9 protein-coding genes are annotated in these 11989 nt (G+C 31.7%); all 9 read right to left on the reverse strand.

Annotation, left to right across the window (positions count from 1 at the left end; translation table 11 throughout):
• Window positions 1-47 precede the first annotated feature (47 nt).
• The 9 genes from GQR59_RS14550 to GQR59_RS14590 all read right to left on the reverse strand — a co-directional run bounded on the left by GQR59_RS14550 (window position 48) and on the right by GQR59_RS14590 (window position 11981).
• The gene (locus GQR59_RS14550) at window positions 48-1274 is read right to left on the reverse strand and encodes a hypothetical protein (protein WP_160063871.1); all 1227 of its coding nucleotides are present in this window, start codon (window positions 1272-1274) and stop codon (window positions 48-50) included.
• Window positions 1275-1419: 145 nt separating this feature from the next.
• A complete protein-coding gene (locus GQR59_RS14555; protein WP_160063873.1) occupies window positions 1420-2583 on the reverse strand; it encodes a glycosyltransferase family 2 protein in 1164 nt (387 codons plus the stop codon).
• Entirely contained in the window at window positions 2573-3616 is a 1044-nt protein-coding gene (locus GQR59_RS14560) for a hypothetical protein (protein ID WP_160063875.1), read from the reverse strand. Before GQR59_RS14560 ends, GQR59_RS14555 begins: the two co-directional genes overlap by 11 nt.
• A 137-nt stretch (window positions 3617-3753) precedes the next feature.
• A complete protein-coding gene (locus GQR59_RS14565) occupies window positions 3754-4602 on the reverse strand; it encodes a hypothetical protein (protein WP_160063877.1) in 849 nt (282 codons plus the stop codon).
• A gap of 8 nt (window positions 4603-4610) precedes the next feature.
• Window positions 4611-6638 (reverse strand): rhamnan synthesis F family protein, encoded by a 2028-nt coding sequence (locus tag GQR59_RS14570; protein ID WP_160063879.1) that lies wholly within the window; start codon window positions 6636-6638, stop codon window positions 4611-4613.
• The gene (locus GQR59_RS14575) at window positions 6635-7681 is read right to left on the reverse strand and encodes an HAD family hydrolase (protein ID WP_160063881.1); all 1047 of its coding nucleotides are present in this window, start codon (window positions 7679-7681) and stop codon (window positions 6635-6637) included. Before GQR59_RS14575 ends, GQR59_RS14570 begins: the two co-directional genes overlap by 4 nt.
• An 874-nt stretch (window positions 7682-8555) precedes the next feature.
• Window positions 8556-9983, reverse strand: coding sequence for a hypothetical protein (locus tag GQR59_RS14580; RefSeq protein ID WP_160063882.1), 1428 nt, complete (start codon window positions 9981-9983; stop codon window positions 8556-8558).
• 102 nt (window positions 9984-10085) lie between these two features.
• Window positions 10086-10892, reverse strand: a complete 807-nt coding sequence (locus GQR59_RS14585; RefSeq protein WP_160063884.1) for a sugar phosphate isomerase/epimerase family protein — start codon at window positions 10890-10892, stop codon at window positions 10086-10088.
• A 12-nt stretch (window positions 10893-10904) separates the two neighbouring features.
• Window positions 10905-11981 carry an FAD-dependent oxidoreductase gene (locus tag GQR59_RS14590; protein ID WP_160063886.1) on the reverse strand — a complete coding sequence of 359 codons (1077 nt, stop codon included), beginning with the start codon at window positions 11979-11981 and terminating at the stop codon, window positions 10905-10907.
• Window positions 11982-11989 lie beyond the last annotated feature (8 nt).

Consider the following 11989-nt stretch of genomic DNA (forward strand, 5'->3'; position numbering starts at 1 on the left):
CGAACTATACTAATGTAGAAAAAATACAAAAATTAAATTAGCTTACTTTAATTATTTTTTTCTTTATTGCTTTCATCGAGTTTATTTTGATATTGAATTAATTTCGCTTTAATAACAGATCCCGTAGGTCTTGCTAAATTAGCGAGAGTCATCAAATCAAATGCAACTTCAATATTTTCACTTTCCTGGCTAATCGCAAGTTGACGTAAAATATTAATTGTTTTATTTTGTAATTTAGGCAGTTTGAATAAATCATTTTTGACGCTCATTCTATCAACGACATCAAGTAGCTTAGGTAAATTAATAGTAAATAAAGATCTGTCTGCACTTCTTATTTGAAAAGGTGAGTTTTTGTCGTAAAAAAAGAATTCTGTAAGATAACAATATGAAAAATCACCTTCCGTTATGCCTCTTTCCATTAGGTTATTTAAAGTTAACTTTTCACCAAAAACAGGACTTATTTCAAGCGAGCCAAATACATTAAAATCGATAGATTCATGAAAATAACCAATTCCTCTCAAACCAAGTTTATGATCATTAATCATAACACCTGAGTTACCTTCGTTATTTTTAATCCGGAGGTAGCCGAACGACAAAAGTTTCGCACTATTTGAGACGTTAACGATAAATTTATTTTTAACATCTAAATATTTAATCGACATTAGACTATTGCTAAACACTTTCACTTGGTTATCGTTTTTTATTGATTCAATATTGACGATTTTAAATGGCATACTTTCACAGTCCCCTCCTTTAGGCTTTTCACCTATAGAAGAAAGAAGTAACTCTTTACCCAGAACAATGCCGAAGGCATAAGATGCATCATGAGTTAGATGAATATTGTCTTTAAAATGATGTTCAGAAAAGGGAGTTTCATTAAGATCTAATATACTTAGAGAATGTAGATTAGAAAGATTTTTTACACGCTCATAATAATCAAAAGTACTTCTTTTCTTTAAATCAAAAACAGGAAAAAATACATTTAATATTCTGGTGTTAATAGAGCTTAATAATGTATAAAAATCTTCACAGAATTGATTATATGATTGACCTAATGCATCCAAATAAAAATTTAAATCATTAATATAATGATCGATTAAAAGTAAATCTGAAGACTCAATCAATTCCTTATTATTATCAAGCATTTTAATATGGTAGAAAAAAGGTACTCTACCTGAAGATAACTGTATAACTTCATGATCTAATTTTAATGCTTTAACAAAACCATTTCCTCCCATCACTGAATTGGAAGTTCCGATAACTACAATTTTCATATAATAATAAGGTCTCTCATTTTTGAAAAAAGAAGAAAAATTTTAAAGATATTTACAATCAATCCATTACAAGATGGATAACTTTTTAATAAGTTTAAAAGTCACCATGACTAAGGAATACTAATGTATTAAAACAAATATATTACTAACGTTTTTCTTGGATAAGTTTATTTTTATACTCTTCGATTTTATTGATTATTAACTGACCTTTAGGTCTAAAAACAGAAGCTAATTGCATCAGTTTTAATGACTTATTTAGATTTCGTTTTTCTAGTAAAATAGCCGCATCTCTTAAGTTATCTGTAACATCTTTTGCAACAAAATCGAAAATATTTTGTAAGTAGAATGCATATGCAGCGTTAACATCTGCTAGCTCAAGATTCCTTAATATCTTTCTTAAAACAACTAAATCATTAACAGAAGCGTTTTTGATTAACTCAAGTACTCCATTATAACGTTCGTCGATAAAGCAGTATGCTTTATGCATATAATCAAAAGGGATATGCATTTCTAGGAAATTTTCTCTACTTTGGTGATAACTCAGAGTATTAACTTCATTCAATGTAATCGTTTTTAGTTTATATTCTAATTGACAAAACCCATTTCGATTATCTTTGAATACACTACCACCTTTAGGGCGACCTCTGCCTAATAATGAAACGTATTCCTCACTACTACGATACATTCTATGAATGATGAAATATGGTTTGACCTCATCAATAGAAACCAACTTCTGATTTGTATTTGTAAATATTGGTGTGGAACCATCAGATAAAGCATACTTAGCATTTTTTGCAGTAACATTGTGAATATCAAGCTTTTCAATATTTATATTCACACTCATGATTGTCTTAACTAGAGGATGATGCTCTCCAGTAATTTTAGCCTCAATCACAGGAGCAAATTTCTTATTCTCAAACTTATTCAGCCACCCAAAAGAAACAACATCAGCATCTAAAGATGATAAACAGTTTTTTATAGTAGACTTCATATCTACCGGAGTCCAAAATTCATCGATGTCTAAAAACATGACATGGCTAAATCCTGCATTTTTAGCATTTAAAAATGCTTCATTATATACAGTTAATTGCGGGGATTTAGCTTCATTATTAAAAAAAACATCTCCATTTAATAGCTTAACTGAACTAAAACCTTTCAGTATATTGCTTAATTCAAATGTATTGTCAGTCGTATTATTGACATAAATATCAATTGCATCAAAACCAAAATGTAAATGATGAAAAATCCACTCAGGTAAATAAGCAGCTTCGTCTTTTGCAATAGCAATAAGCTTTATTTTACTTTCCATTTTCTAACCTATTATGTAATTGTAAAATCATATCCATTTGGATAGTCACTAAATCCTCTAACCTTTCTATTTTATCTGCAAGTTCTTCTTCACGGGTGACAAGGTTCTTTGAGGTGTTACTTAAAGACATCGCATCAACAAATGAAACATCAGGGAAATACTTTTCACTTAATTCTTTATTACTTTTTTCAAATTTTTCAAATAAGCTCTTCATTAAAGTTTTAGAGATATCATTTCCATATTTTTTCTCTCTAATTTTACTCGAATGAGGAGTTAGGCTCGTAATCGCATGTTTAATATCTTGATCATGAACATCTTTATATACATCGCTTATAGAAGACATAGTGTGACAAAGAGCATTACTTAGACCAGAATTGCTAGAAGCAATTTTCAACTTTAAACCTTTATTATTCAGTTTTCCTCTAAAGCAAAAATCTTCAATCAAATCATTATTTGTTAATGATTTTTTATGTAAAGGGAAAACATTAAAGTTTTTATTTGGATAATATTTATGTAGCTTATTTACTATAAAAAGAAAATCACCAAAACTAGTAGTCATCATTCTTTCAATATATTCATCTAAAGACTCACCTTTTTTATGAGCCCACTGTTGCCAAGCAGAAACAAATAGATCACTTTGTTTTCTAATGTAATAAACCACATTTACACTGCTAAATTTTTTATTAAGTAATTTATGTATTCCAGCAGTCGAAGGTAAACCAATACCATTGATTAAATTCTCTGCCGATAAAATAACTCTTCTACAGCCTAGTTTCTCAGCATTTCCTACTAATTTATCTAATTTATTTTCTAAGTCTGATAAAGGTATGTCTCCATTTTGAACCTTCGCAAAATAAGCTCTAGGAGTTTGAGTTAAATTAAATTTATACTCAGAATCCCCCCAAAAATTAAAGTTCACGTCAGGAATAAAAATGCCTCGTTTTAAAAGTATTTCTCTATTTTCATAAATAAAGTCTTGAATGGTTGTAGAGCCACACTTAGAGTGACCTGGATGTAAAACTAGGTTGATCATCAATTACTCACTTGATAATAAAAAATGACTAAGAATTAGCCCTTAATACTATTTTAATTTAAATATCTTATTAACGATTAAAGAGTTATATCGCTTTCTATTTAATTAATAAAAACATGTAAAATATTATAAAAATCTTAAATCCACGTATATCTAGCTGAAAGGCGTTCTTTATCGTGTGTAAAAGCATTTCGTACTATTTGTGTTTCTATTCGTTTTTTTAAATTTATCGAATGTTGTTTTTTGTATTCTAATGAATTTAAAAATTTAATAAATTCAGTACGTTGTTCTTTATTTGCATTGACACGATCAAAGTGACGCAGCATAGGTGCAATTTCTAATTTTATTGATTCATTAACCTTATTTTCTTGTTTATCATTAGTATCAATATCAACGCCAATGGTTTCAAAAAACAAATTAACAAAGTCTTGTTTATGCTTGTCATAATCCATTAAAAAAACATTCTCATCGCCAATGTGTTTCGCCCACTGGTCAACAAGCAAAGGCATTCTTATCTGATTAAACTCTCTTTCACAAAACATAAAAATATTTTCGCTATCTGGAATCCCCCAATTCACTTTCACTGCCTGTAAAAAAGCGGAGATAAGATAATCAGTATAGTTTCTGACAGCAATAATCACTTTAACTTCTAGGCCTTTTTCTTTTGCTTCTTTTAACATCGCTTCGATATGCTTAGGGTTATCCCTAATAAGAAACTCACTAGAAACAACGGTGCTAGCATTTCTATTCAAAGCAAACGTTAACAGTGCATCCCATTGTTCTTTAAACTTAACCTCTGAATACTCTGGATGATTAGACGCAAAGTAATTACTCGCTCCTCCAAAAACGCCATAAGGAGAAAAACAAGCTTGTTCAGTATTATCAGAAGGTAATTTTAAACCAATACTTTGTATAGCACTCGTTGCCGTCTTACCAATACCAGGATGGAAAATAATCGTTTTAGGTTGATTTAAGTTAATACTCATACTGTTAATTACTCGCCTAAAAATGGGAAGCGTCCAAATTGACTAATCAATGGCCCCCATTTTAAAATTTGTTGTTCGTTTAATTCATTGCCTTCAGTAAATGGGTTATCCCATCCTGCTGCTTGCCATTTATCCATCGGGTTTAAAATATGTAGATTGGTTAATCCGAAATCGCCGGGGATTTGAGCATCAGCCACCGCATTATCACCTACATGTACAAAAGATCCTTTATCAGCTAGGTGCTCTTTCATAAATGCCCACATAGTACCGCTATCTTTGCGTAAGTCTAACTCAGAAGACACATATAATTGATAACCATTGGTCACCCCTGCTTTTCTCAACATCAATACAATTTGGTGTTCAGAGTAATAAGTATCAGAAATAATATAAACCGTCTTTCTTTGGCCAATTAACGCATTCAAAATATCAACGACTTCATCTTTACTTTCAATCATATCAAGGTCGTAAGCAAACTCCATATCAGAATAACGCTGAGACTTTTCTTCATCCCAGCCCAACTCTTTGCCTAATTGCTGATAGGTTTCAACGATTTTAACATCACCTTTAAAATTCTTTTGCTTACGTACCGTAAACTCAGCAGCATTTCTCAATTTAACAAAGGCATGCGCATCTTTTACTTCGCCTTGTTCTACTAAATATTGACCTAACTTAAGTTTGGCATAATCAGGTACAAAATGAGAACGGCGAACCAACGTGTCAAACACATCAAATGAAATGATATCAAAAGGCTGTATTTTATGAAGAAGCTGCTCTTGGCTACACACATAATTAGCGAAAAGATGGCTTTTATCTTGTGTGAAACGGCCTAATTCAGGATAGTAGAATAACTGCTTATAACCATTACGCTCAGCTAACAAACCAATACATCTTTCTAACGCATGTAATTCAGAACCATCATTAGGTAAAGGCTCAGCAGGAAAGTCTTCATACTGGTAGTCTTTATCGAGCAGTTGCTTTAAAGCACTTGGTTTAGCCCAAAACATGCCACCGACAGGGTAAGCAATAAACTCTGAATGGTCGGTCATCCCCCACTCTTCAAAATACTTACTTTTAAACGGTTTATTTTTTAACCAGTGATTGACCCAGTCAGGCATCATCATAAACGAGGTTGGGTAATAAATACCACATTGCTCATCTTTTGCCATATGAGTAATGGCTTTAGCAATAACATTGGCATCATTTAATAAAAACTCACCAAGGTAATCAGCCCATTGTGTTTGTGGTCGTCCTGAATAAAGTGATTTTTTAGAGTGCAAATGACAAAACAGATCGTAATCTAATAATTTCTGTCCAAACTCAACCAACATAGGACCAAAGTTACGACCTCGGTTAGGTACTGCAACCACTTCAATATTATTAACGGTATTCAAAGCCCCTAATTTTTCAATGGCAGTCTCTTTTAAAGCAATATCACTAACAGAAACAAACACATCCACATTAACAGGAAAATGCTCTAAACATTGACGGTAATAATCTAAAAAGTCTGCATAAAAAACGTGTAAACAAACAGCGACCTTTTGCGTATTAATGAGTTCAGAATCAATGTCACTGACGATCTTATCATTAGGCTCCCAACGTGGTGCAAAAGGTGTATTTATACGGCCTTCTTTAATTCCCGTCGTCACATAATGCTCAAGCGGACTTAAACCAAAATGATAAACGTCTAAATTATTTTTTAAATAATCCCAGTTATTAAAAGCGGGACTCGGACTAACACTTGAAAAACGACTTTTCATTAAATAATCGTTAAACGCTGACGTTTCTGAATCAAAAGGTTTATCTTGCACATCGCAATACCATGAAAAATCAAAAAGACCATGATGCTTTGCATCTGCCAATAACGCAGGGTCATTGTTAATAGGCGTGGGTACATGAACTTGTAGTCCAGTATTGACGGGCACTTCTTTAGCAATCAACTTGCTTTCAACATTCACTGCAGCTTGCATCAATTTAGGGTTATTTCTTAAAATATTACCTACCAAAGGTAAGCGTTTAACTATTGCTCTGTAATTCATATTTTTAATCCAAAAAAGTCCAAACCATTTACCGTGCCTTCACTGGCAATGTCATCATCGATCGTAAAAAGAGGCCAGCTATGTTTTGGTAACATGCCTTTTTTAGTTACAAATGTTGTATAAAGCGTTTCTACTTCAGCTGCAGAAAAAGTAACACCGTCTTTTATATACTCATTCATTTGCTTAAGTGCGCCTTGGCATATCTGCTCTAACAAATGAAACTGATGTTGTGATGTGACTTTACGACCATAATAAGTATCAAACGTTTCATCAGGCAGTGGGCTAAGACGAATATCCTGAAATTGGCCAACAGGTGCGGTAAGTAGAGACTCTAAAAACATGGAGCGATCTAAAGGCGTATAGCCTCCGCCCATTTTCACACCCTCTTTTAAATAACCTACCATGGTCATTTTTTGTTTTTCTATTGTTTTATTACCAGGGTTAGAGGCAATCAGATAATGCCCTTTAGTATTCTTTTCGAACAGAATCGTAAGTAATGTTTGAATCGTACCGCTGTAACCAAGGTCAACTAGGTTCACCGTTTCCACATCAAAAAATCCAATAGACGTTAAGTATTGATGATAAGCCGAACTTGAAGGCGCAATGATAGGTTTTAATTTTGCTTGTTTTTGAACTAAGAGAGTAGACACTTTTTTAAGGTCATCCGGTAACGAAAAGGTTTGCTGCAGTTGTTTCTCAGTAAAGACTTTTCTTAAACTACTATCACTCAACATAAATCGTGAGCGCATTAACTCATACAAGCTACTCTCAAACTTAAAGTTTAAAGAGTAAGGGAATGTTTTAGGCTCTGATAAACCTATTTTAAAAAGGAAGGCGCGAGACACTAGCATATATTGACTGTTATCAACGCGATTGGTTGCTTTACAAAACTCAGAGTAAGCTCTGCTAAACCAATATCCCTCACGGGCTAAAAAGAAGACTCTTTCTTTCTCATCAACATTATTGCTTAATGTTTGATTATAGAAAATAAACATAGGTGAAATGAGAGTCGCCCCTAATTCCTGAAGTGAAGTAATTGACATTTGATGACTCTTTAACAAATTAGTGACATTAATAGTGAAAAGCATTTTATAGTAAAATAAAGATGGTTTCTGCTTTTTTTGAAGTAAAGATGTCACTTATAGAGCCTTCACATTAAAAAAAGTTCCTATAAATTAAGGTTTATTGAGATAAGAAAGTATTTGTAAATATAAATAAATAAATAACAAAAATGCATTACTTATGAATTTGCTAATAATCAATATAACTTTCAACCTAAAGTATAAATTAATGTAATCGTATCATTCGCCCTGTGTCAAATGAGTTTATGATCGCATTAACGCTATTATTATCCACCATTCAAATAGCTTGTCTATATCATCAGATTGCGGAAGTGTTATTCAACAGATAAATAGCATCTCTTGCAACTGATAAATTAAAACCTAGAAATAGTGGCTATAGACGTTATTTACCCACAGCTAAACATAAACGTTAATAGTTGATTTACCAGTAAATACTTATGGTTATTCTGTTCAGGAAGATGAAAGCTTTAAGTTCAAATAATATTCTTACTCTTTTAATTTGTGCTCCATTGAACTTTATATTTTTATAACCATAAAGATAATAGTGTGTGGCATAAAATACATCCATACACTTATATCAGAATAAAACTAATATTTAGACTTATCTAATATCTAAAAAATATCATAAACAATAGTTAACTAGCAATGAGAATAATTATTAAAAAGTCCCCTAATAAGCTTTCTTGCATTATTTTATGTTTATCAATAAAAAGCACACTTCGTATAAAATGACTTGATGCTTAGGTGTATCGTAAGAGACTATTACCGAGAGGCATTACCAATCATTTTTTGTAAGATATTTTTGAATATTCAGATATGAACAGCTTAAATATACCTATGATATTAAATGTTGAATAAGTTCATTCACAGCGTTTTCAATATTAATGGAATAATTTCTTCTAAACTCATCAATGTGTTCTGACTTCTCATCCGTAATTTCTTTCAAAAAATCAATACTCCTTATATTTTCCCTGAACCTCGGATCATCATAGATTGCCAAATCATTTTTCTTTTCTTTTACATAATTACTGCAATGAATAAAACCTTTTGCATTGCAAACCCAAGCATATTTAGCTAATCCAGCTCCCCAAGGCGCAATGTATAAATCAGAAATACTACAAACATATATAGATTCATAAACAGAACATCCAATCATCGATACACAGGTATCTGGTAATAAAGTTAATAATTTATCAGAAAAGGCAAATTCATCTTCTAAGGCAGTCTTATTGGCCACACTTTCACCACGAGCTCCTCTATTATTATTTATTCCGTCTATAAAAATAGTATGATTTTTATTAATTGATGTAAGTTTGTTAGATAAAGACTCAATAAGATCCATTTGATTTAATAATTCCCTATCTCCAAGCCTTATATTAAATAGGATTTTTATATGATCTTTATTTTTTGGTAATAATTGGCTTAAAACAGATGTATATTGCTTAGCATGCTCTAATATTTTAATACTTGTTTTTTCTTTAATATGACGAGACATAGGTATATAAACACATAAATTTTTATTTATAATCACCTCATTTATATTTTCATTCTGATTTAACGTTAACTCAGAAGTTCCCTTACTTTCAAATAAATCTCTAGTCAATCCAAAATGTTCACTTGTAGGGCAAGATTTTATTAGAGACCAATTATCATGCCATTTCCCCATATCTTGAACTTCTTGTAAAACACTAACCTCATTCCATAAATGATGCCCTAAATGCCAATGATGAAGTAGTAAACTTTGCGCGCTTTTCTTATTACCCCTTAAATAAGTAATAATACTCGACATTGGCATACTTAATTCAACATTATTATAGAAATCAGCAGTGATATTTCTGTTTAATGCTGTATTGGTAAAATCATTTTTATCTAGATATAAAGTAAACTCCGAATTGGAATATAATAAAATCCCAATAAGTCGATTAAAACCGCTACCAAAGATTACACCAACAGTTTTATTTTTATAAGAACCTAAATAAAGAATACTGCTACCTATAACTAATGATTTTTCTAAAGATAAACCATTCCCTACATAAAAAGTATTATGACCAAGACTTTCAAAAATCACATCTCTTGAATTAAGAATAAAAGTCCTCATGTTACTATCAATTATTTCATCAAGTATAATATTTGAACTACTTTCATAATTAAATAGGTTTAAGCTTACGGGCCCCTCTAAGTTCTTATTTGATATATAATTAAAGAAAGCTAATGCATATTTATTATTTACTAAAATTTTCAAGTTTTTATTTTCTAAGTTCATATTTTTTGAATCCGTGGTTTAGTTTAGAAATATAGCTTTCTATGGCTTTAACTATCAAAAAAAATATAGGTATACTTCCTAGACGAAAAGTCAAAATTATTGTTATTGCTTATAAGAGAACAACTTAATAAAATTACTCATAGACTGTAAAAAACATTCTCTAGAATAATTTTTATCATTAATTTCTAAAACACACCAATTCCCTTCATAATATTCTTTTACTTGTGCTGTAATATTAGAGTTATATTGAGATGGATTAACAAAGTTATTTAAATCCACCTCTGATATATGGAGATGCTTTGATTTAGAAATGAAATCATTACAACGAATAATATCCTCCAAGTCATTAGATAAATATTGACAACCAGAGTCAAAATGTCGTGAAACATTGCTTAGCTTTAAACTACTTAAAAAAGCTTCAGTTTGCTCAATACGATTAAGTAACTTACAACCATAATAGTTAGGTACTGTTTCAAGTACAAAATTCACCTTATATTTCGAAAAAACACGATCTATTCTGATAAATAACTCAGATAATTCTTGAGTATTGTATTCATTATTCACTCTTAAACCAGGACTGCCAAATACAGCATTTTCACCACCTAGCTCACTCAGTAAAAATGCAACCTTATCCATATGCTGTAAGAAATTATCAACTTTAACTCTGTCACCCAATAAAGCTAAATCATTAACGGCATAAGTAATTGCTTGGAAAGAACTAATTTTAAGCCCTACTCTTTCATATTTATTCCTAACAGCCTTAATGCTTTCTTCATTAACGGAGTCCCAAGAATCAAAAACTTTCAAAGGAGCAAGCTCTACGCCTTTTATATTATGTTTCACTAATTGATCTAAGCACCAATCAGTTTCCTCTACAGGCCAAGCTAAATTACTTATTGATAATTTCATTCTTAATTACCCTTATTTGCTTTTTATTTTTTCAGAGGTAACTTCACCATGTGTATAGCGCTCTAGATAATCGCAGACCTTTTGCGCAGCAAAGAAAATAGTATCAATTTTCCCAGAGAAAACAGAAATCATTCGGTCATCTGTTTTTACATAACATGACCTATCATCATGCTCGCCGAGCAATTTAGTTTTAATATTAAATTGCGGAGAATGATATTCAAAATGTTCACAGAAATCAGGGACAAAGTTTTTAACGTGCGCCTCTATTTCTGCAATTTTTATATTTAATTCAGCTTCTGTAAAATCACGTAGTCTTTGCTTAGCTTCTTTAGATGTTTCAAATTGACCTAAAGGAGTATGCTTCACACTTGACAAAGTATAAATACCTTCGTTTTCTGTTGGATAGATCGAGCATAAAGGCCCGTCCACCATTGTAATTGCAGGGTAATCACCTTCACCTTTATAGCGGTAATATAAAAGTAACGTTGGCTCATAAAAGCAATCGTAATCTATATCAGCTAAATGCCCCCAAGTTGCATCGATTACAAAATCAAACTCTTCACCATTAACAATTGCTTTGTCACCCTGTTGCTCAGTAAATTCGACTTTAGTATTTAGTCGAATTTTTCCTGCTAACTTCTCTTTAAAATGTTGACGAGCCTTTTTGGTAAGTAAAACATGCTCATCAACTTTTAAAACACCATCAACATCTTTAAGGTACTTTGGCCATTCATTTGGTCGTAATTCTTGAAAATGTATTCCAGATGAAAACATGATTAATCTATAGGTATCGAAATCAACTAAGCTATCAAACTTTGGCACTACATATAAATTATTTTCAATAGGTTTAGATAATGTAGGGTAACGTTCTGTAAAACGAGCATATCCATCGCGCGACTGAATACGTGTTCGACTATGCCTTGCATAGTGGAACCCTAAATGTAAACGAAACTGATTATTACCTGAGGCTTCACCAAGAATGTCTGAATTTTTTTCAAAAACACTGACATCGCACCCCATTGCATCGAGCATCAAACCTAAATGGCAGCCATACCAGCCAGCCCCAATAATCGCTATTTTAGCGTCCATACATTCAC

This window comes from Psychromonas sp. L1A2 (assembly GCF_009828855.1).
In the GTDB taxonomy this organism is placed as follows: Bacteria; Pseudomonadota; Gammaproteobacteria; order Enterobacterales; family Psychromonadaceae; genus Psychromonas.

Bases quoted from the DNA above. Each gene is read 5' to 3' on its own strand.
- GQR59_RS14565 (WP_160063877.1), bottom strand. From the start codon at position 4,602: ATGAGTATTAACTTAAATCAACCTAAAACGATTATTTTCCATCCTGGT.
- GQR59_RS14585 (WP_160063884.1), bottom strand. From the start codon at position 10,892: ATGAAATTATCAATAAGTAATTTAGCTTGGCCTGTAGAGGAAACTGAT.
- GQR59_RS14590 (WP_160063886.1), bottom strand. From the start codon at position 11,981: ATGGACGCTAAAATAGCGATTATTGGGGCTGGCTGGTATGGCTGCCAT.
- GQR59_RS14575 (WP_160063881.1), bottom strand. From the start codon at position 7,681: ATGTCAATTACTTCACTTCAGGAATTAGGGGCGACTCTCATTTCACCT.
- GQR59_RS14550 (WP_160063871.1), bottom strand. From the start codon at position 1,274: ATGAAAATTGTAGTTATCGGAACTTCCAATTCAGTGATGGGAGGAAAT.
- GQR59_RS14580 (WP_160063882.1), bottom strand. From the start codon at position 9,983: ATGAACTTAGAAAATAAAAACTTGAAAATTTTAGTAAATAATAAATAT.
- GQR59_RS14560 (WP_160063875.1), bottom strand. From the start codon at position 3,616: ATGATCAACCTAGTTTTACATCCAGGTCACTCTAAGTGTGGCTCTACA.
- GQR59_RS14570 (WP_160063879.1), bottom strand. From the start codon at position 6,638: ATGAATTACAGAGCAATAGTTAAACGCTTACCTTTGGTAGGTAATATT.
- GQR59_RS14555 (WP_160063873.1), bottom strand. From the start codon at position 2,583: ATGGAAAGTAAAATAAAGCTTATTGCTATTGCAAAAGACGAAGCTGCT.